Origin of the sequence: Bradyrhizobium ottawaense, from assembly GCF_900099825.1 — a bacterium.
GTDB lineage: Bacteria > Pseudomonadota > Alphaproteobacteria > Rhizobiales > Xanthobacteraceae > Bradyrhizobium > Bradyrhizobium ottawaense_A.
Genome location: NZ_LT629693.1, coordinates 4,922,741 through 4,944,545, shown reverse-complemented (window position 1 = coordinate 4,944,545; position 21,805 = coordinate 4,922,741). Strand labels below are relative to the sequence as shown.

General features: G+C 61.5%; 25 protein-coding genes. 13 read left to right on the top strand and 12 right to left on the bottom strand.

What is annotated here, in order from left to right:
- Positions 1 to 14: 14 nt before the first annotated feature.
- The 3 genes from BLR13_RS23085 (at position 15) to BLR13_RS23075 (ending at position 1,330) form a co-directional block, all read left to right on the top strand.
- Entirely contained in the window at positions 15 to 230 is a 216-nt protein-coding gene (locus tag BLR13_RS23085) for a hypothetical protein (protein ID WP_074819251.1), read from the top strand.
- On the top strand, positions 227 to 640 hold the full coding sequence (locus BLR13_RS23080) for a DUF1801 domain-containing protein (protein WP_074819252.1): 414 nt from the start codon (positions 227 to 229) through the stop codon (positions 638 to 640). Before BLR13_RS23085 ends, BLR13_RS23080 begins: the two co-directional genes overlap by 4 nt.
- 132 nt (positions 641 to 772) lie before the next feature.
- The gene (locus tag BLR13_RS23075; RefSeq protein WP_074819254.1) at positions 773 to 1,330 is read left to right on the top strand and encodes a sugar O-acetyltransferase; all 558 of its coding nucleotides are present in this window, start codon (positions 773 to 775) and stop codon (positions 1,328 to 1,330) included.
- Between the two features lie 79 nt (positions 1,331 to 1,409).
- On the opposite strand, the gene BLR13_RS23070 is transcribed toward BLR13_RS23075, so the two are convergent.
- A complete protein-coding gene (locus BLR13_RS23070) occupies positions 1,410 to 3,413 on the bottom strand; it encodes a hypothetical protein (protein ID WP_074819255.1) in 2,004 nt (667 codons plus the stop codon).
- A 272-nt stretch (positions 3,414 to 3,685) separates the two neighbouring features.
- On the opposite strand from BLR13_RS23070, the gene ggt reads away from it, so the two are divergent.
- On the top strand, positions 3,686 to 5,359 hold the full coding sequence (gene ggt / locus BLR13_RS23065) for a gamma-glutamyltransferase (protein ID WP_079587849.1): 1,674 nt from the start codon (positions 3,686 to 3,688) through the stop codon (positions 5,357 to 5,359).
- 91 nt (positions 5,360 to 5,450) lie between these two features.
- On the opposite strand, the gene BLR13_RS23060 is transcribed toward ggt, so the two are convergent.
- Complete coding sequence (locus tag BLR13_RS23060) at positions 5,451 to 5,999, bottom strand: hypothetical protein (RefSeq protein ID WP_074819257.1); 549 nt, start codon at positions 5,997 to 5,999, stop codon at positions 5,451 to 5,453.
- Between the two features lie 11 nt (positions 6,000 to 6,010).
- On the bottom strand, positions 6,011 to 7,453 hold the full coding sequence (locus BLR13_RS23055) for an LVIVD repeat-containing protein (RefSeq protein ID WP_074819259.1): 1,443 nt from the start codon (positions 7,451 to 7,453) through the stop codon (positions 6,011 to 6,013).
- 152 nt (positions 7,454 to 7,605) lie between these two features.
- Here BLR13_RS23055 and BLR13_RS23050 point away from each other — a divergent pair, with 152 nt between their 5' ends.
- Positions 7,606 to 8,139: a cytochrome P460 family protein gene (locus BLR13_RS23050; RefSeq protein ID WP_074819261.1), complete on the top strand. Its 534-nt coding sequence runs from the start codon at positions 7,606 to 7,608 to the stop codon at positions 8,137 to 8,139.
- A gap of 49 nt (positions 8,140 to 8,188) precedes the next feature.
- Here the strand turns inward: BLR13_RS23050 and BLR13_RS23045 are convergent, their stop codons facing one another.
- On the bottom strand, positions 8,189 to 9,112 hold the full coding sequence (locus tag BLR13_RS23045; protein ID WP_074819262.1) for an NADP-dependent oxidoreductase: 924 nt from the start codon (positions 9,110 to 9,112) through the stop codon (positions 8,189 to 8,191).
- A gap of 131 nt (positions 9,113 to 9,243) precedes the next feature.
- On the opposite strand from BLR13_RS23045, the gene BLR13_RS23040 reads away from it, so the two are divergent.
- From BLR13_RS23040 to BLR13_RS23025, 4 genes are read left to right on the top strand one after another with little or no spacing between them, the layout of a single operon-like run.
- Positions 9,244 to 9,558: an ArsR/SmtB family transcription factor gene (locus tag BLR13_RS23040; RefSeq protein WP_074819264.1), complete on the top strand. Its 315-nt coding sequence runs from the start codon at positions 9,244 to 9,246 to the stop codon at positions 9,556 to 9,558.
- A complete protein-coding gene (locus BLR13_RS23035; RefSeq protein ID WP_074819266.1) occupies positions 9,551 to 10,018 on the top strand; it encodes an SRPBCC family protein in 468 nt (155 codons plus the stop codon). Before BLR13_RS23040 ends, BLR13_RS23035 begins: the two co-directional genes overlap by 8 nt.
- Positions 10,011 to 10,472 (top strand): SRPBCC family protein, encoded by a 462-nt coding sequence (locus BLR13_RS23030; RefSeq protein ID WP_074819268.1) that lies wholly within the window; start codon positions 10,011 to 10,013, stop codon positions 10,470 to 10,472. Before BLR13_RS23035 ends, BLR13_RS23030 begins: the two co-directional genes overlap by 8 nt.
- A gap of 8 nt (positions 10,473 to 10,480) precedes the next feature.
- Positions 10,481 to 10,993: an SRPBCC family protein gene (locus tag BLR13_RS23025; RefSeq protein ID WP_074819270.1), complete on the top strand. Its 513-nt coding sequence runs from the start codon at positions 10,481 to 10,483 to the stop codon at positions 10,991 to 10,993.
- A 54-nt stretch (positions 10,994 to 11,047) separates the two neighbouring features.
- Here the strand turns inward: BLR13_RS23025 and BLR13_RS23020 are convergent, their stop codons facing one another.
- The 6 genes from BLR13_RS23020 to BLR13_RS22995 all read right to left on the bottom strand — a co-directional run bounded on the left by BLR13_RS23020 (position 11,048) and on the right by BLR13_RS22995 (position 16,270).
- Positions 11,048 to 11,314, bottom strand: a complete 267-nt coding sequence (locus BLR13_RS23020; RefSeq protein ID WP_074819272.1) for a hypothetical protein — start codon at positions 11,312 to 11,314, stop codon at positions 11,048 to 11,050.
- A 343-nt stretch (positions 11,315 to 11,657) separates the two neighbouring features.
- Positions 11,658 to 13,268 carry an acyl-CoA synthetase gene (locus BLR13_RS23015; protein ID WP_074819274.1) on the bottom strand — a complete coding sequence of 537 codons (1,611 nt, stop codon included), beginning with the start codon at positions 13,266 to 13,268 and terminating at the stop codon, positions 11,658 to 11,660.
- Positions 13,269 to 13,382: 114 nt separating this feature from the next.
- A complete protein-coding gene (locus BLR13_RS23010) occupies positions 13,383 to 13,940 on the bottom strand; it encodes a TIR domain-containing protein (protein ID WP_074819275.1) in 558 nt (185 codons plus the stop codon).
- Entirely contained in the window at positions 13,940 to 14,803 is an 864-nt protein-coding gene (locus tag BLR13_RS23005) for a macro domain-containing protein (protein WP_074819278.1), read from the bottom strand. Before BLR13_RS23005 ends, BLR13_RS23010 begins: the two co-directional genes overlap by 1 nt.
- A 129-nt stretch (positions 14,804 to 14,932) precedes the next feature.
- Positions 14,933 to 15,388: a GatB/YqeY domain-containing protein gene (locus tag BLR13_RS23000; protein ID WP_074819280.1), complete on the bottom strand. Its 456-nt coding sequence runs from the start codon at positions 15,386 to 15,388 to the stop codon at positions 14,933 to 14,935.
- Between the two features lie 180 nt (positions 15,389 to 15,568).
- On the bottom strand, positions 15,569 to 16,270 hold the full coding sequence (locus tag BLR13_RS22995) for an alpha/beta fold hydrolase (protein ID WP_074819282.1): 702 nt from the start codon (positions 16,268 to 16,270) through the stop codon (positions 15,569 to 15,571).
- A gap of 149 nt (positions 16,271 to 16,419) precedes the next feature.
- Between BLR13_RS22995 and carA the strand changes: the two genes are divergently transcribed.
- Both carA and BLR13_RS22985 read left to right on the top strand, forming a co-directional pair.
- Entirely contained in the window at positions 16,420 to 17,610 is a 1,191-nt protein-coding gene (gene carA / locus BLR13_RS22990; protein WP_074819285.1) for a glutamine-hydrolyzing carbamoyl-phosphate synthase small subunit, read from the top strand.
- A gap of 237 nt (positions 17,611 to 17,847) precedes the next feature.
- A complete protein-coding gene (locus tag BLR13_RS22985) occupies positions 17,848 to 18,348 on the top strand; it encodes a PaaI family thioesterase (RefSeq protein WP_074819286.1) in 501 nt (166 codons plus the stop codon).
- Positions 18,349 to 18,505: 157 nt separating this feature from the next.
- Here BLR13_RS22985 and BLR13_RS22980 read toward each other — a convergent pair whose 3' ends face one another.
- Complete coding sequence (locus tag BLR13_RS22980; protein WP_074819288.1) at positions 18,506 to 19,261, bottom strand: SDR family oxidoreductase; 756 nt, start codon at positions 19,259 to 19,261, stop codon at positions 18,506 to 18,508.
- A gap of 154 nt (positions 19,262 to 19,415) precedes the next feature.
- Here BLR13_RS22980 and BLR13_RS22975 point away from each other — a divergent pair, with 154 nt between their 5' ends.
- Together BLR13_RS22975 and BLR13_RS22970 are read left to right on the top strand one after the other, a co-directional pair.
- Positions 19,416 to 20,513: a mandelate racemase/muconate lactonizing enzyme family protein gene (locus BLR13_RS22975; protein ID WP_079586061.1), complete on the top strand. Its 1,098-nt coding sequence runs from the start codon at positions 19,416 to 19,418 to the stop codon at positions 20,511 to 20,513.
- Between the two features lie 72 nt (positions 20,514 to 20,585).
- Positions 20,586 to 21,116 (top strand): hypothetical protein, encoded by a 531-nt coding sequence (locus BLR13_RS22970; RefSeq protein ID WP_244524920.1) that lies wholly within the window; start codon positions 20,586 to 20,588, stop codon positions 21,114 to 21,116.
- Positions 21,117 to 21,223: 107 nt separating this feature from the next.
- Here BLR13_RS22970 and BLR13_RS22965 read toward each other — a convergent pair whose 3' ends face one another.
- Positions 21,224 to 21,763 (bottom strand): Dps family protein, encoded by a 540-nt coding sequence (locus BLR13_RS22965; RefSeq protein WP_074819293.1) that lies wholly within the window; start codon positions 21,761 to 21,763, stop codon positions 21,224 to 21,226.
- Between the last annotated feature and the right edge of the window lie 42 nt (positions 21,764 to 21,805).

The window sequence follows — 21,805 nt, the reverse complement described above, 5'->3', positions numbered from 1 at the left end:
CGGAACCACCCCTCATGAAAGATACTACTCTACGTTCGATCGTGCGCTGGATTCACATCATCTGCGCGATTCCGATCATCGGCTACATCTATAGTCCGTTCGAGGTGATTCCGGATTATGCTCCCCCGACCCGGTTCGTGTTCTTTCCCGTCATGCTGCTGTCGGGGCTGTGGATGTGGAAGGGCCATGTTGTTCGACGGCTGGTTAATCGCAGTATGAGGACGCAATGACTCCATCGCAGCGTATCGACCAATTGATCGAAGGAATCACCGACTGGCGCGGCAAGACCTTTGCCGGCGTCCGCAAGACCATCCTCGAGGCGGACAAAGAGATCATCGAGGAGTGGAAGTGGATGGGAAGCCCGGTGTGGTCGCGCGACGGAATCATTGCCGTCGCCAACGCCCATAAAGGAAAGGTGAAGCTGACCTTCATGTACGGGGCGAAGCTGGCCGATCCCGACAAACTGTTCAACGCGGGCCTCGAAGGCAATGCGCGGCGCGCGATCGACTTTCTCGAAGGCGACAAGATCAACCAGCGAGCGCTGAAGGATCTCATCCGCGCCGCCATCGAATACAATCAGAGCCGGGTGAAGAAGAAAGCGCCTGCGGATAGCCGGGCGAAAAAAGCCAAAAAGACTTGAAGCCGTTCCCTCGCTCGGGAACCGCTGCACCAAGCCGCGTACTGATCAATCGAGACGGCTATATTCAACGAATCTCGGCGCGGCCGTCATGCGCCGAATGTTCGTTCGACCGCGCTCTGAGGAAAACAACGAATGACGAATGACGATCGTACCAAGGTGATCTCCCGGAGAACGCCGGAATCGGCAACCATGCTGGCAAACGTCAAACGAGCGATGGCGATCACCGCCAATCTCAACCGTTTGACGTTCAATGATGCGGACGAAGTCCGGGCCTTGTTCAGCGAACTCATCGGGAAGAAGGTGGACGACAGCTTTTTATTGATCCCGCCATTTTACACGACCGGCGGACCCGACATCCGTATCGGGCGCAATGTTTTCGTAAATCAGAACTGCACTTTTTATGATCTTGGCGGGCTCGATATCGCCGACGATGTGATGATCGGGCCGAACGTGAGCATCATCACGTCTGGCCATCCTCTTGAACCGTCTCGGCGGCGCGCTGTCACCATCGCCAAGCCCATCGTGATTGAAAGAAACGTATGGATCGCCGCCGGCGCAACGATTATCGGCGGAGTGACGGTTGGCGAAAATTCCGTTGTGGCGGCGGGTTCCGTGGTCACCAAGAACGTTCCCCCCAACACTTTTGTCGGAGGAAACCCGGCGAGAGTCATTCGTTCGATTGCCGACTGATCGCACCAGCAAGTTCAGTCGTGTCCGAAATGAAGCCGAAAGCAGAAGTAGATTCAGAATATCCGCTCCCGCGCGTATCCTAGCTGTGCGCGGGCCAGTGCCGCTCGCGGAACCAGGCGCGGTAGTCCGACATCTTTGCGCGCTGGGCCGCCGGCGCATGACGCTTGCACGTCGAGGCCTCATCGCTGTTCGCGGCAGCGGCCCATCGCAGCTCCACGCAGTCGTTGGGGTTGTAGGCCATCTCGAAATCGACTGCCCGATCGACCACATCCTTGACCGATAGCGTCCACTGCGAGCCGTCGCTGCGCGTATAGGAGATCTTGCGTGAGGCAAGCTCGGCCGCCAGCATGCCCTGCAGTTCGGCCTTGACGTCCGCAACGCTTTTGCCGGCCGGTATCGCGTACCGGGCCGAGCGACGCGCGAAGCGATCGGGAAAATTCCGCACCACGTCGACGGCGATCAACAGGCGGAAATCGCGCGCCGGCGTCGAAAAATCCTCCCAGGCGCCGGTGGTCGCGAAGATCGCAGCGCCATCCGGCATGGTCGCGTCGCCGGTGGCCTTGGCCTGCCACTTCCGCCCGTTTTCAATCGAGGTGACGCGCGTCTTGATCTGCTCGGTAAGGCTGGTGATGGCGTCCGTCATCGCGCGCACCGGATCGAGCGGCTCGGGCGACATCACGTCGTCCATGCGATCGTAGAAATCCTCCATCGTCATTTGCGACTGCTCGGCCGAATAATCGCCGTAACTCGGATTCTTGCCGATCTCGGCATTGCTCAGCCGCTTCAACGGGCCGTTCTTTTCCTTCACGATGGGACGGAAATGCTTGAAGCCGGCGCTGCCGAGCGTGGGCTCGTGCGCGAACAGGAAATTGCCGCGCCAGAAACGCTTGCGAGTCACCGATCCATCCGGTTCGGAATCGACGGCGAGGAAGACGCCCGGCGTGCCGTTCACCTCGGGAACGCGGCGCACCAGCATCAGCACGTGACCGTACGGATCGGCATATACCGTGCCCGGGCGCAACGCCTTCTCGGTCAGCGGCACTGTGTAGAAATCGGCATTGTCGTCGCCCGCGCGCACCGCGCCGGTGTGAACGACGTCGCCGACGTCGCGCACATATTCGGCGAAATTGGTCGGCGGCTTCGGCTTGGGCGGAGCAGGCTTCGCGGGCGCCGTTACCGACGGGTCGGCCGGCGGCGGCTCCGATCGCCCGAAGATGCCGAGGATCTTCGGCTGCTCCGCGGGCGGCGGCGCGGCGGCGGCGTTCGTCGCCCCGGCGTTCGGGTCGGGTGGCGGCGGCGGACGCGTTACCTCGGGGTGTTCGACGTCGAACCACTGGTAGCACTTCGGCGGACTTCCACCGGCGCCGCGCGAGCAATTCGAATAGCCAAACGGCAGCCCCATCTTGAACGCGAAATAAGCGCGCAGGAAATAGACGAAGTCGGCACAGTCGGGACGCGAGCCGGTCTGTGTCTTGTCCTCGTTGCGGCCGAGATGGTTGTAGAGGAAGTTGCGTGACTGGTCGCGCAGCACTTCGTACCAGACCTTCCAGTCCAGGTTCTGGTCGGGCGGCGCGTCGAACAGTTTTGCGATCCATGCCGAGAACAGCGCTTCGTTGGTGGCGTTCCAGCTATCGCGCACCCGCCAGATGCTTCCCGCCGGAATACGAAACTCCGGCTTTTTGCCGCTGACGGCGATTTCGCGCGTGACCGGGCTGCAATCCGCCGCCGCGCCGCTCGACAGCGTCACGCGCCAGGTGCCGGCGGCGGGGGCTGCGACTTCAGCGAACCAGGAATAAGGTGGCCCTTCGTGCCGCTCGGACGACTTAACAGCGGCAGTTCCGTCGGGCGCGATCAGCGACAGCACGCCCTCTACCGGCTTTTCGGTGACGACCATGACGCGCAGCGGCGCGCCGGTCCAGGGCGCTAGCGGCGACGGCAACACGGTAACTTCGGCTGAAGTCGCGCAGCTGCCGGATGCCGCTGCGGCCGGGGATTGCGCCGTTGCGAAAAGCAGGAGCAGAAATCCGTGTGTGATCAGCAAGCATGTCGTCGCGGCTGAAGCTGAGCGGCGCGCAAGAAGCATTTCAATATAACCCCTGCCAAAGCACCCGGAACCTGCATTCGACCCAAGTGGGCCGGATGGCACGATACCGAATTAGCGGGAACAAGTCAGCGGAATTGATTAGACTTCAGCGGCGTTTCGCGGCCATGAGACGACACCGAACGGGAGAGAGGAGTTTCATGTCTTTGGCAGTTTCAAGCCGCGAATTGAAAATTCGGCCGGGGCTCACCGACATCATCTTTGGAACGTTGACGGGGGTCTGCCTGCTGGTTGGCTGCGTTTGGTCACTGGTCATGGTGTCGGCCGCCCATGCGGCCTCGGTGACGCCGGTAGCCGCGGAAAAGGGCATGGTGGTCACTGCACAGCACCTGGCGACCGAGGTCGGCGTCGACATTCTCAAGCACGGCGGCAGTGCGATAGATGCGGCTGTCGCGGTGGGGTATGCCCTGGCCGTCGTCTATCCGGCCGCCGGCAATCTGGGCGGTGGCGGCTTCATGACGATCCGGTTTGCCGATGGACGAAAGACCTTCCTCGATTTTCGAGAGAAGGCTCCCCGTGCGGCGAGCCGGGACATGTACCTCGACAAGGACGGAACCATCATCAAGGGCCTGAGTACGACCGGATGGCTGGCAGTTGGCGTCCCCGGTACTGTCTCGGGTCTGGAATATGCGCGAAAAAAGTATGGAACGATGACGCTGAAATCGTTGATCGAGCCGGCGATCAAACTGGCCGAGGATGGCTTCAGCCTTGAGCAAGGCGACGTCGACATGCTCGCTTCTGCGACCGAGGACTTGAGAAAAGTTCCGGCCACTACTGAAATTTTTCTCAACAAGGGACAGCCTTTTGCGGCTGGCCAAAGGCTGGTGCAGCCTGACCTTGCAGGCACGTTACGTCTGATCAGAAAGCACGGCGCCGACAGCTTCTACAAGGGCAAGACGGGGGCGGCCATCGTCAAGGCCAGTCGGGCGGGCGGAGGGATCATCGATCAGGAAGATCTGGACCGCTACAAGACTCGCGAACTCCCGCCCGTCGAGTGCGATTACCGCAGCTATCACGTGATCTCGGCACCCCCGCCCAGTTCTGGCGGTGTCGCCATCTGCGAGATGCTGAACATCCTGGAGGAATATCCGCTCCGCGACCTGGGTTGGGGATCCGCGCAGGCGCTGCATTACGAAATCGAGGCGATGCGTCACGCTTTTGCCGATAGAAACGGTCTTGTCGGTGATCCCGACTTTGTCGGCATTCCGATCCAAAAGCTGATCGACAAGGGCTACGCCGCAAAAATCCGGGACACGATAAAGCCGGATCGGGCCGGAATCTCCGGTGATATCAGGCAGGGTGTTGCGCCTCACGAAGGCAGCAACACAACGCACTTCTCGATCATCGACGATGCCGGCAATGCCGTTTCGATGACGGTTACGCTTAATGACTGGTTCGGAGCGAAGGTCGTTGCGTCAGGCACCGGCGTTTTGATGAATGACGAAATGGACGATTTCACCTCGAACCCGGGTGCCGCCAATAGTTACGGGTTTGTCCAGGGAGATGCGAACGCCATCGTGCCGGGCAAGACACCCCGAAGTTCGATGACTCCAACGATCATGACGAGGGACGGCAAGCCTGTCCTCATTCTCGGCACTCCGGGCGGAAGCCGGATTATCACGACTGTTCTGCAAACAATCCTGAACGTCGTCGATTTCCAGATGAACATTCAGGAAGCCGTCGATGTCCCCCGCATCCATCATCAGTGGATGCCGGATGTGACGAATATGGAGCGCTACGCGCTTTCGCCTGACACAAGCAAGGTGCTGGAGAGCATGGGGCATCGGTTCGAAAATTCGGAGCCGACAAATCACGTAGCGGCGATTCTTGTCGGTGCTCCCAAGCTTGGGGGAAAGGCGATCGGTCGAAACAGGTTTTACGGTGCGAACGATCCGCGTGGCGGCACGGGACAGGCGCTGGGTTACTAGCTGGGGTATTCGCGCGGAACGGTTCGTTCGGGTCATCATTCACTACCGGGTTAAACCAGCAGTAAGTCCGGCACGTCCACCAGGCCGAGCGCTAGCGTCCCTCCATCGCCGCGCTCATCCAGTTCGACATCTCCGCCAGAAAGTCCAGCGCGGCGCGCTGGACGGCTGTCGCGTCGCCACTGCCTTTGGCCACCGCGACCATCAGGTCGCAGCGGTGTGACACCGCGATCCCGATGGCGGTGTGGCGAGACCCGTCGGACATCGCGAGCTCGTAGGGCCTGATGCGTCCCGGCATATCGGCGACGCGAACCACCTTGCCCGGTTCCAGCGGCGCGAAATGCGCGCTGATCAGATCGAGATCGGCGACGCGATCGACTTCGTCGTCATCGGTCACGCCGGCGTCGCAATTGCAGAAGCCGATCTTGGGACGGACATAGACCTCGACCTCGCCGCCGCAACCGGTCGCGCCACAGCGGAAAGCCTTGCCGGCGGGCCAGCCGTCGCGGGGAAACGGCCAGGCGATTTCCTGCCATTCCGGTTTCCCGGGGTTTTTGCCCGGCGCGACGCGTTCATAAGCGGCGCCACCCGACAACGCGCCGAGCCCGACGATCAAGGCTGCGATGATGAGCCCGCGTCGCACGCGTCACATCCCTAGGGCAAGCCGGCCGCGGCGCGCGCCGGGCCGGTCAGTTCCAGAATGTGCAGCCCGGTATTGGCGCGATCGACGATATAGACGTAGCCGCGCTCGTCGGTTTCGACATTGTTGGTCTGGATCGCGACCTTGCAGCGGTCCTTGCCGTCGACGGTGACGCAGCGCTTGTCGGTCGCCGCCGTGATCGACGGAATGAAATAGCCGACTTCTGTGGGGTGATAGGGGTCGCGGATGTCGAGCGCGCGGACGCCGGCATTGAAGAAGGCGATGAACGCCATCTTCTTGTAGAAAACCGGCGCCATGCTCTCGTTGGAGGAATGCGAGCCGAACCGGCCGCCCCGCTCGCAGAAGTCGCCGCTGGCCTCCGGCACGGTGAAGCTCGAGATCATCATCGGGCGGTTTTCCACCGTGACGTCGGCGAACCAGACCATCTGCCGCGGCTCGCTGCATTCGTTCAGGATCGCCTCGTCGACGATCATCACGATATCGCGGTTCTTGCCGTCCTTGTCCCTGGCAAATTCCGCGATCGGCATGCCCAGCATCGGGAACGTGGTGTGGGCGCCGTTCAGCGCCGACATCGGCATCCGCGAAATCTCGGGCAGCCGCAGATTGTCCGGCGTCGGCTCCTTCGGTCCGTTGATGAGCTTGTCGCGGTCGACGATCTGCACGAAACCGCCCTTGTTGGTGCCGTAACCGAAATAGACCCGGTTGCCGATTGGCCCGGTCGAGATCGGGCCGTGCAGTTCGGTCGGCACCGCGCCGGTCGAACCGGGCTCCTGGCCAGGCAAACCAAAATCCCGGATCTTCACGGGATGGGCGGGATCGGAGAGATCGTAGACCTGCGTCATGCGGCGGGTGCGCCAGTCCGGCGCGCCGGAGACCAGAAACGCAATGCCGGTGTCGCATTCCCACCAGTTCTTGTGGGTGTCCTTCAATCCGCCGAGCCGCGTGATCAAGACCGGATTGGCGGGATCGGCGACGTTCCAGATCTCATGGGCTTCGCTGCCGAAGCTCCTGAGCATGTAGACCGCGTTGCGATCGCCCTTCGGCAGTTGCTTGCCGTCGCAGATCCTCACCATCTGCGCGCCGCCGGCTTCATATTTTCCTTCCTGCCCGGGAATGTGACGCAGATATTTCGGCTGCGCAGGATCGGTGACGTCGACGATCGAGGTGCCGTTCGGTTCGGCCTTGCCGGTCTGCGGATTGACCGGCGCCGGAATCTCGTCGGTACCGCCGTGATGACCGATATAGGCGATCCAGCGGTCGCCCTGATGATGAATGGTCGGCTGATAGGCGCTGCGTGCCTGCAGGTCGCTGGTTCCGACCAGCTTCATGTTGGACGCTTCCGGCGGCGCGCCGATCTTCTGCGGCTGCGCCGCGGCGCCATCGGTGCAGGCGATTGAAAATGCGGCGAGAATTGCGAGTTTGACGCGACCACTCATGTTTCCACCCCGGTTACCGGCCAATCTTTGCTGGCTCGTTCGAGAGGTTAGCATAGCGGAGTTCACCCGCGTTGCACTACGCTATGCAAAAACAAATTGCCGGTGATCGACCTCTGAGAGTTTGGCCCACGACAATCAGGAAAGGATCAGCCATGAAGAGCAACAACAAATCTAAAATCGCCCTCGCGACAGCCGTGCTCGCCGTTCTCGGCGGCGCGGCCGTTTACGCGCAAGACAAATACGCGCTGAAATCGCCTGACGGCGTAGCGTTCTCCGACTTTAGGGGATACGAGGACTGGGCGGTGGTCTCCTCGGCCCGGACCGACGAAGTGCTGAAGGTGATCGTCGCCAATCCGGCCATGATCGAAGCCTACAAGGCCGGCATCCCCGGCAACGGCAAGCCGTTCCCGGACGGCGCCATGATCGCGAAGCTGCAGTGGAAGCCGAAGAAGAGCACGGAGGCCCCCTTCGCCGTGGATGTGCCTGACGTCTTCTCGCAGGCGTTCGTCATGGAAAAGGACAGCGCAAGATTTCCGAAGAGCGGCGGGTGGGGATATGCGTTGTTCAACTTTGAGGCCGCATCCGACACGTTCGCGGCCGATCCCAGCCCCTCGGATTGCGGACACGCCTGCCACGTCGCCGTGAAGGCGAAGGATTACATCTTCCACCCGTACCAGAAACGTTGAGCCGCGACGATGATTCATCATCGCGCTTCATTGTCGTGACCGGGGCGGCTCAACGGACCAGAAAGACCAGCTTGCCGCGAAAGTGGCGGGATTGGCTGACCTCGTGCGCGGCGACCGCTTCGCTGAGCTTGTAGCGTGTCACTTCCGGCGGCCGGACGGCGCCCGCGGCGACCAGCGCCGCGATGCGTTCGAGATGCGGCCGGTCGCGGCCGACCGCCGGCCTCAAGCCAACGACGTCGCTACGGTCAGGCTTTGGCGCCTGCGGTCCCGAGGCAATAAAGGCCGCCCGGCCGCCTGGCTTCAGCACGGCAAAGGATCGCTGCGCGACATCTCCCCCGACAGTATCGAATACCGCGTCGCAATCTTTCACCACCTTGGTGAAATCCACCGCATTGTAGTCGATGATCTCGTCGGCGCCGATCTCGCGCAGGTAGTCATGGTTCGACCGGCTCGCGGTCGTGATCACGCGAGCGCCCAGATGTTTCGCCAACTGGATGGCAAAGCTGGCGACACCGCCGGCGCCTCCCTGGATCAGGATGGTTTCGCCGGCCTTGAGTTTCAACGTGTCCTCGACGGCGCAGATCGCCGTCAATCCGGCCAACGCAAGTGCTGCGGCATCGACATGGGACAGGCGGTCGGTTTTTCGGGCGACGATGGCTGCCTTGATCGCAATCTTCTCGGCATAGGCGCCCTCCTGGCCGACGTCGCAGACGCCGAACACTTCGTCGCCGACGCGCAAGTCCTCAACCCCTGCCCCGATGGCGGAAACGACTCCGGAAAAATCCCGTCCGAGAATATAGGGGAAACGGGCAAGCTGACCGGATTTGCCCTCACGCACCTTCCAGTCCGCGCCATTGACGCTGGCGGCGACGATATCGACCACGACCTCGCCGGATGAGGCCACCGGATCCGGCATCTCGCCGAATTTGAGAACCTCCGGTCCGCCGTGCCGTTCGATGAAGGCAGCTTTCATGGTCGTTCCCCGATGTGATCGAACGACGGTCGCATTTTTAACCGTCGCATTCAAATGCGGCTGCCCTCCTCCGCGAGGGCCTGGAAGTCGGCGCTTGACATGCAACCATTTGGTTGCCTATTATGTCAGCCATGGATGAAGTCTTCAAAGCGCTGGCCGATGCGTCGCGACGCTCGCTGCTGGACCGGCTTCACGCCCAGAACGGTCAGACGCTGAACGAACTCTGCGACGGCCTCGCCATGACGCGGCAGGCGGTGACAAAGCACCTTGGGATTCTCGAAGCGGCCAACCTCGTCACGACGCTCCGCCATGGCCGCGAGAAGCTGCACTACCTCAATCCGGTCCCGATCCATCAGATCGGCGAACGCTGGATCAAAAAATTCGAGCGCGGCAAGCTCGCCGCGCTCAGCGAATTGAAACGGCAACTGGAGAAGCGTGATGAGTAAGCCCGAATTCGTCTACGTCACCTATATCGAGACCACAGCCGAGAAGCTCTGGCAGGCGCTGACCGACGGCAACTTCACCGAGCGCTACTGGTTCGGCTACCGGATCGCCTCCGACTGGAAGGTCGGATCGACTTACACATTTGCCAGCGGGGGCAAGCCGACCAACGAGGGCAAGGTGCTGATATCGGATCCGCCGAAACGGCTCGCCTACACCTGGGACCCCTGCTCGGCGGAAGCCAAGCGCGAACAGATCTCGCGCGTCACCTTCGATCTCGAGCCGCGTGGCGCCACCGTCAAGCTGACCGTGACGCACGACAATCTCGACGAAGGCGGCAAGACCCTGCGCGACATCTCCGGCGGCTGGCCGATGGTGATCGCGAGCCTGAAGAGCCTGCTGGAGACCGGACATGCCCTCCCCTCTGATCTACCGTCGATCGCAATGGAGACCTCCTGTGCCTAAGCCCGAATTCGTCTACACCACCTATATCGAGACCACGCCGGAAAAACTCTGGCAGGCGCTGACCGACGGCAATTTCACCGAGCGCTACTGGTTCGGCGCGCGCCTGCGGTCGGACTGGAAAGTGGGTTCGTCTTTTGAAATGGTACGCAGCGACGGCACCGTTTCCGACGCCGGCAAGGTGGTCGAATGCGATCCGCCGCGGCGGCTGGCCTATACGTTCATCAATCTGTCCGACAAATACAAGAACGAGTTCCCCGCGCTCGCCACTTTCGTGCTCGAACCCTATGGTAAGCTGATGAAACTGACGCTGACCCATGAAGGGTTTTCGGAAGGCAGCAAGTTCTTTAATGGGATCTCGAAGGGATGGCCCGCGATCCTGTCCAGCCTCAAGAGCATTCTGGAAACCGGGCAGCCGCTGCAAATCCCGTTCGAAGCGCTCAAAATGGAAGGCTGAGTTCTGCGATGGAGATCGACACCTTCAAGCCGGCCATCGTCTACACCATCTACATCGCCTCGACGCCGGAGAAGGTGTGGCAGGCGCTGACGACCGCGGAATTCTCCAGGCAATATTTTTCCGGCTTTGCGATCGAGGCCGACCTGAAAGTCGGCGGCGCCTTTATCGCGCGCGCGCCCGACGGTTCGGTGCATATCAGCGGCGAAGTGTTCGAATGCGATCCGCCCCGAAAACTCACCATCACCTGGAACGTCAACTGGCCGGCGCTGGTGGAAAAGCTCGGGCCGACCCTCGTCACCTATGAGATCGAGCAGGCCGGCGACGCCGTCAAACTGACGATGCTGCAATCGCACGACCGCGATATCAGCGACGACATCCTCGAAGGCGGCCGCCAGGGCTGGCCTGCGATCCTGTCGAGCTTGAAGAGCGTACTGGAGACGGGGCAACCGCTTGCGATCAAGATGCAACCGCCGCAACGGATGCTGGCCGCGCTGAGGGAAATGGGGATAGGGACGCCGTAGGACGCCATGCCCGGAGGCGTGACGCCCTTCTATTGAGCCGGCTACGCGGTTAAATCAGCGGCAGACGTAGGCACCGTTGACGAGAACGCGGACGCAGCCCGCGGCGGCGCCGCCGACCACGGCTCCACCGACGACCGCCCGGCGGGTCGTTCGGCGGGCAACGCCGGCGACGCTGACCGGCGTCAGCGGCCGTCCTACCCGCGCCTGGGCGCTTTCGATGGAAATTGAAAGACCCTCGTTGGTCCATTCAACCGAACCGGAAACTCCGCATGCCACGACGGCAGCAACCAACAATGCTCGCTTCAGACTGGTCCGTTTCATGACGACCTCCCTTTCCAAGAGAGGCGACTGTAAGGGAGGCAACCGTCGGGCGCAAACGAAAGCCATGCGTTGATCTGGTTCAATGGAACCGGCGGCAACATCGCGATTCCTCCCACTTCAGTTCCGGAAATGGTGAGGGCTGTTGCCGCCAGGGTATTTGATCTGCATCAAACCCGCGTCGTTTGCCGCCGTGGGGATCGGGACGCCTGGATAGCTGTCGTGCCTGCGAACGCAGGGACCCATACTCCGCGGCAGATGTTGTTGGCAAAGGAAGGCAACGACCAGCGAGCAAACGATTGCGGCCGGTGGCTATGGGTCCCTGCGTTCGCAGGGACGACGGTCCTCATCCCAGCGCCCTTAGCTCCCTTCGCAGCACCTTGCCCGTCGCCGTCATCGGCAGCGTTTCCGCAAACTGCACGAAGCGCGGATATTCGTGGGCGGCGAGTTGCACTTTCACGAACTCCTGGATCTCGCGCGCCAGCGCATCGTCGGGCGCAAAGCCCGGGCGCAGCACGATCCAGGCCTTGATCGATTCGGTGCGGATCGGATCGGGAATGCCGACCACCGCCGACATCGCCACCGCCGGATGCTTCATCAGCGTGTGCTCGATCTCGGAGGGACCGACACGATAGCCCGCGGTGGTGATGACGTCGTCCTCGCGGCTGACGTACCAGAAGTAACCATCCTCATCCTGGATGCCGAGATCGCCCGTGAGCAGGAATTCGCCGGCGTATTTCTTTGCGGTGGCTTCCGGGTTCTTCCAGTATTCGATCATGGTGCAGGGACAGGGCTGGCGCACGCCGATGACGCCGCGTGTGCCCCGCGGCAGCTCCTCACCCTTGTCGTTGACGATGCGCACGTCGAAACCCGGCGTCGCCCGCCCCATCGAGCCCGGCCTGATCGGAAACAGGTTCGAGTTGCTGCCGATCACGAGATTGCACTCGGTCTGGCCGAATACTTCATGGGCATCGATGCCGAAGGTCTCGCGCACCCACCCCAGCAGTTCGCCGCCGAGCGATTCACCGCCGGTGAAGATGCTGCGCAGTTTCACGCCGGGGTTTTTCACGTCGGCCTGCCGCATCAGTTTCAGCGCGGTCGGCGGCAGGAACACGTTGCGAATGCCGAGTTCGGCCATCATCGCCATCGCCGCCTGCGGCTCGAACTTGCGCGCGCGATGACCGACCAGCGGAATGCCGTGATACCAGAACGCGAACAGCCCGTTGATCAGCCCGCCGATCCAGGCCCAGTCGGCCGGCGTCCACATCAGGTCGCCGGGTTTGGGCAAAAAGTTGTGACACATCTCGACATTGGGCAGATGGCCGAGCACGACGCGATGCGCATGCAGTGCGCCTTTCGGATTCCCTGTCGTGCCCGAGGTGTAGATGATCAGCGCGGGGTCGTCGGCCGAGGTATCGACGGTCGCAAAGTCAGGCGATGCCGCCTTCACCGACGGCCAGAACGGTTTTGTGCCGGCGGGCGCGGAATCGCCGATGACGTAGATGTTCTTCAGTTCGGGCAGCCGGTCGCGGATCTTCGACAGTTTTTCCCAGCCGGCTTCATCGGTGACGATGGCTTTGGCTTCGGAATTCGACAGCCGAAACTCCAGCGCGTCCTCGCCGAACAGCGCGAACAACGGAATCGAGATCATCGCGGCGCGATAGGCCGCGAGATGAGCGACCGGCAGCTCGAGCGACTGCGACAGGAACACCGCGACGCGGTCGCCGCGCGTCAGCCCGTCGGCCACCAGCACGTTGGCGAAGCGGCGCGACATGTCCGCGACCTCGTCGAACGAGGTGCGGGTCGTGGTGCCGTCATCGTGGACATAGACCAGCGCCAGCCGTCCGGTTCCGTCCGCGTGGCGATCGCAACACGCGGTCGCCATGTTGAAGCACGCCGGCACGTCCCAGCGGAAGTTGCGGTAGAGTTCGTCGTAGGTGGAGGCTTCGGTGAGCATGTTTCCGTCCCTCGTCATGGCCGGGCTTGTCCCGGCCATCCACGTTCTTCTTGCTTGCGGCTAGTTTTAAGGACGTGGATGCCGGGCACAAGGCCGGATATTGCCTAAACCAATCTACACAGGCGCAGCGATCCCAAGCGACCGATGCGCCTCCGCGGTGTAGTAACTCAAAGGTGTAGTTGGCAAGTTGTCGTGACTGAATTGTTGAATCGCTGCATCGATCGCTCTTTGCTTGAATGGAATATGAATCGCACGAACAGTTGAATTCGCAATTCGATTTGAGAATGCCGTGGGCCACAACGGCCGCAATTGGATTGGCTGCAAGACCCAATCGCAGCCAGTGTAAGCTGCAATGATTGGAATTTTACAACGATCCACGGCATAACCGATCTCGAAGGGCACCCAATCCGTATCAAAGCGCGTGGTCGGCCCAATGATAAGCACCATATTTTTCGAGTTATTTAGACGCTCCATCAAACTTCGTAGGAGCGTTGCCTTCTTGCTGGTGTCGCGAACACTAGCGACCTTGTCGTGACTATTGATAAACTGGAAATCAATTGCGTCATGTTCGTGCCATGCCTTGAGCATTCGATAATATTTGATGTCGGAGGCAGTTGGATCAGTTGTTCCTCCAGCGTGAAATGCAATGTAGGTCCCGTTGCGATAGGCCACTAGCGCCTCCTCCAGTCGCGCCGTATCTCTCGGATGTCGAGCACTCTGAAGCAATCTTCTGGAACTATAATGCTCACCTGATTTGGCAATCCTGCTTTTCGTCCATAGTCCACGATTGCCAGAACAATCAGTCGTAGTAGATGCTGCGGATCGATATTGACGCTGGACTGGCCATTGCCGATGAGCGGCAAAGAGATTGGCGCTCCGTTCCCGTGATTATGAATGCTTTCCAGTGCTCCACGCAAGGCGATCCACAAGGTCGGCACGTCAGATGACGCCTTATGAGTTTCTAGGTGCGTTCGAGACATCGCTACAAGAAATACCTTGTGTGCGCCGTTGGCGAGAACAACCGTCGTGCCGATTTCGTACTTCATCTTGGGTGAGATCGACCGTTGGGTTCGCGTACCCTTCACGCCGACCAACTCCGCGTCGACTAGACCACGAAACCGGTCAGCATCACCATTGTAGACATTGTCTATAAGCTTCCCATGCAGTGAGTTCTTCGAGACTACTTGCCCCACTGCGCTATCAAAAAACTCTCCCACTCCTATCAACCAACCAGTTTGCTCCTTGAATAGATCGCCGTAGCGAATCTCGATCTTCGTATTGGTCGTAGGTAGATTGAATGAGACCGATCGCACCTCATAGACATGTTTAATAAACCAGATCGCGGCAGTCACGAGCACAAAGGCACTATAATGGTTGCCGTGATCCTTGACCCAATGCTCAGCCGTGTCTGAAACCTTCGTGCTGATCTCTGTAATCAGCCAGATTGCGCCCGCTACGCTTAGAGCCTCCGCGAGGCCTGACTGCCAGCGGCGCGCAATACCAACCTGCAAAGATTTGATAACCTCGTCCAACATCGTATTTTCCCCCGCCCAAGAGAGACATATCAAGACGCCTCGACACTTCCAAGTTGTGTCAGGATAGGGATAAAGACGTGGATGCCCGGGACAAGCCCGGGCATGACGGAGAGAGACTTTTCTACGCCCTCAAGACGACAGCGCCGCCTTCACCATGCCGCTGGCCTTACCAAAGTCCATCTGGCCGGCGTATTTCGCACGCAGCACGCCGATCACCTTGCCCATGTCCTTCATGCCGGCGGCGCCGGTCTCGGCAACGGCGGCCGCGATCGCGGCCTTGACGTCGTCTTCCGACATCTGCTTCGGCAGATAGGCGGAGATGATCGCGATCTCCTCGCGCTCTTGGTTGGCGAGTTCGGCGCGGCCGCCCTTGTCGTAGAGCTCGACCGATTCCTGGCGCTGCTTGATCATCTTCTGGAACACGCCAAGCAGGTCGGCATCTGAGAGCGGCGGCTTGCCCTGCCCGCGCGCGTCGATATCGGCGTTCTTGATGGTCGAGTTGACCATGCGCAGCGTGGAGAGCTTGCGCTCGTCCTTGGCCCGCATCGCGTCCTTGACCGCATTGTTGATGTCGTCGCGCAGCATTTTGGTACCTCTTCGAATTTCTCAAAGCGTTTTCAAGCGAAGTGGTATCCGGTTCGCGGGAAGAAAACGCGTCAAAAACAAAAATCCAGCCCTGATCTAGGCCGTTCGGACCGCCAGAACAACTCTAAAGCGGACGCGTTTTCTTCACGCGAACCGGTGCCCACTTCGCTTGAAAACGCTTTAACTCTGCAACCACTCGACCAGTGCGGCCGCGGTCGCCTCTGGCTGTTCCGGCTGCGGCAGGTGACCGCAATGCGGCAGGATCACGAGTTTGGCGTCGGGAATGTTGCTGGCCATTTCGATCGAGAGCGAATTCGGGATGGTGTTGTCCTGATCGCCCGACAGCACCAGCGTCGGGCATCTGATCCAGGCCAGCGCCGGTCGCGAGTCGGGCCGGCTGATCACGGCCGTCTGCTGGCGGATGAAGGCGTCGACCCCGACATCCTCGCCCATGTCGCGGACGAGCTGGCGCAGGCTTTCATCCTCGCGCCGCGAGGGATGCACAAAACCGGGAAACAGCTCGTCAATCACCTCGCGATAGCCGCCGCTCTTCGCACGCGCCATCAGGCCGCGCCGCCGCTCGGTCGCCTCAGATGTATCCGGCCGCGCCTGGGTATTGATCAGCGCCAGCCGGGCCACGCGCTCCGGGGCCTGCCGCATGATCTCGAAGGCGATGTAACCGCCCATCGAATGCCCGGCGAGCGCAAAGCGCGGCGGCGCCTCGGCCAGAATCCGGCGCGCGATCGCCCCCATATTGTCGTCGCGGATGTGGTTGGCGACCGTCACCGGGCCGCACCGCCACAGGGCCGGCAGCACGGGGGCATAGATCCGAGGCGAGCTGACAAGGCCCGGAATCAGCAAGATCGGCATCGAATTGTCCATGTCGGCTCCGGATTCGGGCGGATTTGGCGGAAAAGCGGGAACCTCAGCTTAAGACCGCACCGCTGCCTGTCAAATATGCGGCAAACGCATGTGAATCAGGGCCTTTCCGGCTTTGACGGGGCCGGATGTGGGGACTATGTAGTGCGCTCATGACCACATCTGAAAATGCTTCTGCCTGGCCGGACCACAAACCGACCGCGCTGCTCGTGCTTGCCGACGGTACCGTGCTGGAGGGGTTTGGCCTCGGCGCGGAAGGCCACGCTGTCGGCGAGGTCTGCTTCAACACCGCGATAACCGGTTACGAGGAGATCCTCACCGATCCCTCCTATGCCGGGCAACTCATTACCTTCACCTTCCCGCATATCGGCAACGTCGGCACCAACGACGAGGATATCGAGACGGTGAACATGGCGGCGACGCCGGGCGCCCGCGGCGTCATTTTGCGCGCCGCGATCACCGATCCCTCGAATTACCGCGCCACCAAGCATCTCGACGCCTGGCTGAAAGCCCGCGGCATCATCGGCCTCTCCGGCATCGACACCCGTGCGCTGACCGCGCTGATCCGCTCCAAGGGCATGCCGAACGCGGTGATCGCCCACGCCAGAAACGGCGAGTTCGACCTGCACGGCCTGAAGGAAGAAGCGCGCGAATGGCCCGGCCTCGAAGGCATGGACCTGGTGCCGATGGTCACCTCAGCGCAGCGCTTCACCTGGGACGAGACCCCGTGGGTATGGGAACAGGGCTTTGGGCGGCAGACCGCGCCGGAATTCAACGTGGTCGCGATCGACTACGGCATCAAGCGCAACATCCTGCGGCTGCTCGCCGGCGTCGGCTGCAAGATCACGGTGGTGCCGGCCACGACGTCGGCCGAAGACATTCTGGCGATGAAGCCCGACGGCGTGTTCCTTTCTAACGGCCCCGGCGATCCCGCCGAGACCGGCAAATACGCGGTGCCGGTGATTCAGCAGGTGATCAATTCGGGCACGCCGACCTTCGGGATCTGCCTCGGCCACCAGATGCTCGGCCTCGCGGTTGGCGCGAAAACGAAAAAGATGCATCAGGGCCATCACGGCGCCAACCATCCGGTCAAGGACGAGACCACCGGCAAGGTGGAGATCACCTCGATGAACCACGGCTTTGCCGTGGATCAGGCGACGCTGCCGAAGGGCGCGACGCAGACCCACATCTCGCTATTCGACGGCTCCAATTGCGGCATCGCGCTCGACGGCAAGCCGGTGTTCTCGGTGCAGTATCACCCGGAAGCCTCCCCCGGCCCGCGCGACTCGCATTACCTGTTCCAGCGGTTCGCGGACCTGATGCGCGCGAACAAGAGCGCGTAGGGTCTTCCGCCGTCATTGCGAGCCAACGGGTCGCGCGATGCGCGCCCGATGACAGGCTCCGCGAAGCAATCCATCTATCCGCACGAGGAAGAATGGATTGCTTCGTCGCTTTCGCTCCTCGCAATGACGATTTCCATTGCAGGCGATTGCGTCAGACGGAGTCCAATTTGGACCGGTCCAATCGCGGACCCTATTGTGTGATAACCATCATTAAAGACGAACCGCAGGACCACTTCCATGGACGACAAGCCCGCCGCCGCAAAAGTCGAATATGGCGTAACGCCGACGCAGGTGATGGCGTCGATGACGGGCCTCGATTTCGTCCGCGCGTTCTTTGAAGGCAAGTTGCCGGCGCCGCCGATCATGCAAAATATCGAACCGTACGACCAGTCCGCCGAATTCGGCCACGTCGTGTTCTACAGCGTGCCGGGATTTCGGCACTACAACCCGATCGGCTCGGTGCACGGCGGCTATGCCGCGACCCTGCTGGATTCCGCGATGGGGCTCGCGGTGCACAGCTCCCTTCCCGCCGGCAGCGGCTACACCACGCTGGAATTCAAGATCTCCTTCATCAAGGGCATGACCAAGGATACCGGGCCGGTGCGCAGCGAAGGCAAGACGCTGAGCGTCGGCCGCCGCGCCGCGACCGCCGAAGCGCGCCTCACCGATTCAAAAGGCCGCCTGCTCGCACATGCCACCACGACCTGCCTGCTGTTCGAGATTCCCAAAGACGCGTGAGCCCGAAACGCCACTGCTGCACGCTGTGATCGATCGCGTTTTCGAGCGAAGCATACCCGCGCACTTGATCCGGAGTGGAATCCGGTTCGGGTGAAGAAAACGCGTGACAGCAAAAAGACAGAGCCTCAGTTCTGATTCAATCAGAACCGATAGGGCGCTAGCCTTGCTTGATCGCGTGCAGGCCGGCTCCGGTGATCCTGAAGCCAATGACATCTGCATTCACGGGATCGGTCAGAATTTCGACCACGGCCTTGCCGACGATATCAGGCGTGACGGGCGGCTTCATGCCCTTGTCTTCGATGATTTTCTCGACGGCCACGCCGGTATATTTGGAAAAATCCTTCAGCGCCTCGCGCCCGACCTCGCTGTCCGGCGCCATCACCGGCAACAGGCAATGCACGCGGATTCCCGATTGCGACGCCTCACCGGCCACGCCTTGCGCGAAAGCCCACAGCGCGGATTTGGCGGCAGCATAACCGGCGTTGACGAACATCGGCCGGAGCGCAGCGCCGCTGGAACCGATAATGACGGCGCTGCCCTTCGGCAAAGGCAGCATCAGCGCCTCCCTGGTCCAGATGAATGCGCTCTTCACATCGACGTTGAACTGGGTCGAGAAGGTCTCCCAGCTGTGAAGCCGCGTCGGCCGGTTGAGCCCGCGCGCGCCGGCGTTCAGCACCAGCACATCGGGCTTCTCGCGTTCGATCACGCGCGCCGCGAAGATCGCATCGGTGACGTCGCCGCTCACGGTGGCTATGTCGCCCTTCACGTCGCGCTTCAGCGCAGCCAGGCCATCCTCGTTGCGTGCGATCGCTACAACGCGCATGCCCTCCGCCGCCAGGCTTTCGACGATGCCCCGGCCGAAGCCACGGCTGCCTCCGGTCACGACCGCGGTCTTGCCCTGCAGTGCACCCATATCCCTCTCCTCATCGCCGATCGATTCAGAATTAGCACAACCGCGAAACCGCGGTGTCCGCAATCTATCCGGGCTGTAGTATCCGGGCGCTGTTTCGTGTTCGAATGGCCACCGAGCCAGCCGCCGAACATGGGGCCAACATGGGAAACGTTCAATGACCGGGAATGCCGATATGACCATCCGCGATATCCGCGTGACGATGCTGCGGCTGCCCTGGGCCGACGATCGCTGGCTCAAGGGCCATGCGCTGGGCGAGACTCGCGACATTCTGGTCCTCGACGTCGAAACCGCCGGCGGCATCACCGGCATGGGCTATCTGTTCGTGTTCCGGCCCGGGATGAGGTCGATCGCGGCCTGCCTCGAGGAATGCATCATCCCGCGCGTCAAGGGCAAGGATGCCACCGCGATCGAGGCGATCTGGAAGGACCTGTGGACCGCGACGATGACCTATGGCCGTGGCGGCATCGCCGCGATGGCAATGTCGGCGCTCGACATCGCGCTGTGGGACGCGGTGGGCAAGCGCGCCGGCTTGCCGCTGCATCGGCTGTGGGGGCATTATCGCTCGCAGATCCCGATTTACGGCTCGGGCTGCTTCCGCGGCGCCGGCGGCGACGGCATGATCGAGAAGGCGCTGCACTTCGTGAAGCAGGGCTACACGGCGATCAAGATGCAGGTCGCGCATGTTCATACCCCGGCCGAAGACCTCGACAATGTGCGCCGCATGCGCGAGGCGCTCGGGCCCGACATCGACATCATGATCGACGTCAACATGGGCTGGAGCGCGGACGTCGCGATCGAGATGGGCCGCAAGTTCGAGAAATACGACATCTACTGGCTCGAGGAGCCGGTGCCGGCCGACGATTTTGCCGGCTACCAGCGCATTGCGGCGGCACTGGATATGCGCGTGGTCGGCGGCGAAACCCATTTCACGCGCTACGACCTGCGGCCGTTCTTCATCAACCCCTGCCTGCCGATCCTGCAGCCGGACCCGATGCGCGGCGGCATGACCGATTTGCGCAAGATCGCGACGCTTGCGGACACTTTCGGCATCACCATCGCGCCGCATCTGTTTCCCGAACTGAACGTGCACCTCTTGGCCTCGATCCCGAACGGCATCTGGTGCGAAAACATGGGCCTGATCGACGACCTCTGGATCGATCCGCCCGAAATCGCCGACGGCATGATCACGGCGCCGGAACGCCCGGGGCACGGGCTGAGGTTCAAGGAGGATGTCTTCAAGTTCAGGATTTGAACTGGAACGGTTTTCCGGACCAACGCGTTGGTTTGTTCGGAGATCATGCTTCAAAAATTCCGGAGAATTGCCTTGCCCGTTGTCGATGCCGATCTCCAGCCGCTCAGTTTCATCTTCGGCGACGACGGCCTGGTGCCGAACAATGCGATGCCGCTATTGGTCTACAAGCGCGCCATTGAACTCGACGCCCGTCATCCCGAGGCAACCATCGAAAAACTGTTCGGTGCCAATGGCTGGGGCGCGATGTGGCGCAACGGCGTCTACGATTACCTGCACTACCACGCGACCGTGCACGAGGTGCTCGGCGTCGCGCGCGGCAATGCGGTGGTGCGGTTCGGCGGCGACCGCGGCACCGAGGTTGCGATCGCGGCCGGCGATGTCGCCATCCTGCCTGCGGGCACCGGGCATCAATGCCTGTCCGCCAGCCGTGATTTCTCCGTCGTCGGCGCCTACCCGCCCGGGCCACCGGTCGAGATTACACGGCCGACGCCGGAAAACCACGCCAGGGCGCTGCAGACGATTCCGCAAGTGAAGATGCCGCAGGCCGATCCGGTGATGGGAGCGGATGGGCCGCTGGTGAGGCTGTGGACGCTCCCAAGCTAATCTCGTCATTGCGAGCGCAAGCGAAGCAATCCATGGAACCTCAAGACAGGAAGATGGATTGCTCCGTCGCTGACGCTCTTCGCAATGACGGTTCAGACGTCAGCGGCTCACGCCGCGTTGGCGCCTTCCTGACGGCTGGCCTCGAACAGGAACCAGGTGCGGCGCTCGGTCTCGTCGATGAAGGTCTCGAGCAGGCCGGCGGTGCCGGAATCCTCGTGGTCGTCGGCGAGCTTGTGGGCTTTGCGCATCGCCGCCGCCATGTGCTTGTTGTCTTCCATCAGTTCGCGCAGCATCTCGCGCGGCGGGACGTATTCCTCGTTGTTGTCCTTGATGGTCTGCAGCTTGGCGATCTGCCCAATACCGCGAATCGTGGTGCCGCCGAGTTTGCGAACGCGTTCGGCAAGCTGGTCGGTGGTGCCGAAAATCGCATCCGACTGCTGGTCCAGCATCAAATGATAATCGTTGAAATGCCGGCCCGAGACGTGCCAGTGGAAATTCTTGGTCTTCAGATAAAGCGCGAAGGCGTCGGCCAGCAGCGTGTTGAGTGACACCGAGATCTTGTCCACGGCGGCCTGCGGCAGGTCCGTCGGGGTATCGAGATCGGGGGATACTTTGTCAGACTTGTTCTCTGTCTTGGCTTTGCTCACGACGAACCTTCCTGTTAGGAACCGGACATCGGCGGCCCAAGC

Excerpts from the sequence above, each read along its gene's own strand:
- BLR13_RS23085 (WP_074819251.1), top strand. The coding sequence starts at position 15 with ATGAAAGATACTACTCTACGTTCGATCGTGCGCTGGATTCACATCATC.
- BLR13_RS23080 (WP_074819252.1), top strand. The coding sequence starts at position 227 with ATGACTCCATCGCAGCGTATCGACCAATTGATCGAAGGAATCACCGAC.
- BLR13_RS23075 (WP_074819254.1), top strand. The coding sequence starts at position 773 with ATGACGAATGACGATCGTACCAAGGTGATCTCCCGGAGAACGCCGGAA.
- BLR13_RS23070 (WP_074819255.1), bottom strand. The coding sequence starts at position 3,413 with ATGCTTCTTGCGCGCCGCTCAGCTTCAGCCGCGACGACATGCTTGCTG.
- ggt (WP_079587849.1), top strand. The coding sequence starts at position 3,686 with ATGGTGTCGGCCGCCCATGCGGCCTCGGTGACGCCGGTAGCCGCGGAA.
- BLR13_RS23055 (WP_074819259.1), bottom strand. The coding sequence starts at position 7,453 with ATGAGTGGTCGCGTCAAACTCGCAATTCTCGCCGCATTTTCAATCGCC.
- BLR13_RS23050 (WP_074819261.1), top strand. The coding sequence starts at position 7,606 with ATGAAGAGCAACAACAAATCTAAAATCGCCCTCGCGACAGCCGTGCTC.
- BLR13_RS23045 (WP_074819262.1), bottom strand. The coding sequence starts at position 9,112 with ATGAAAGCTGCCTTCATCGAACGGCACGGCGGACCGGAGGTTCTCAAA.
- BLR13_RS23040 (WP_074819264.1), top strand. The coding sequence starts at position 9,244 with ATGGATGAAGTCTTCAAAGCGCTGGCCGATGCGTCGCGACGCTCGCTG.
- BLR13_RS23035 (WP_074819266.1), top strand. The coding sequence starts at position 9,551 with ATGAGTAAGCCCGAATTCGTCTACGTCACCTATATCGAGACCACAGCC.
- BLR13_RS23025 (WP_074819270.1), top strand. The coding sequence starts at position 10,481 with ATGGAGATCGACACCTTCAAGCCGGCCATCGTCTACACCATCTACATC.
- BLR13_RS23020 (WP_074819272.1), bottom strand. The coding sequence starts at position 11,314 with ATGAAACGGACCAGTCTGAAGCGAGCATTGTTGGTTGCTGCCGTCGTG.
- BLR13_RS23015 (WP_074819274.1), bottom strand. The coding sequence starts at position 13,268 with ATGCTCACCGAAGCCTCCACCTACGACGAACTCTACCGCAACTTCCGC.
- BLR13_RS23005 (WP_074819278.1), bottom strand. The coding sequence starts at position 14,803 with ATGTTGGACGAGGTTATCAAATCTTTGCAGGTTGGTATTGCGCGCCGC.
- BLR13_RS23000 (WP_074819280.1), bottom strand. The coding sequence starts at position 15,388 with ATGCTGCGCGACGACATCAACAATGCGGTCAAGGACGCGATGCGGGCC.
- BLR13_RS22995 (WP_074819282.1), bottom strand. The coding sequence starts at position 16,270 with ATGGACAATTCGATGCCGATCTTGCTGATTCCGGGCCTTGTCAGCTCG.
- carA (WP_074819285.1), top strand. The coding sequence starts at position 16,420 with ATGACCACATCTGAAAATGCTTCTGCCTGGCCGGACCACAAACCGACC.
- BLR13_RS22985 (WP_074819286.1), top strand. The coding sequence starts at position 17,848 with ATGGACGACAAGCCCGCCGCCGCAAAAGTCGAATATGGCGTAACGCCG.
- BLR13_RS22980 (WP_074819288.1), bottom strand. The coding sequence starts at position 19,261 with ATGGGTGCACTGCAGGGCAAGACCGCGGTCGTGACCGGAGGCAGCCGT.
- BLR13_RS22975 (WP_079586061.1), top strand. The coding sequence starts at position 19,416 with ATGACCGGGAATGCCGATATGACCATCCGCGATATCCGCGTGACGATG.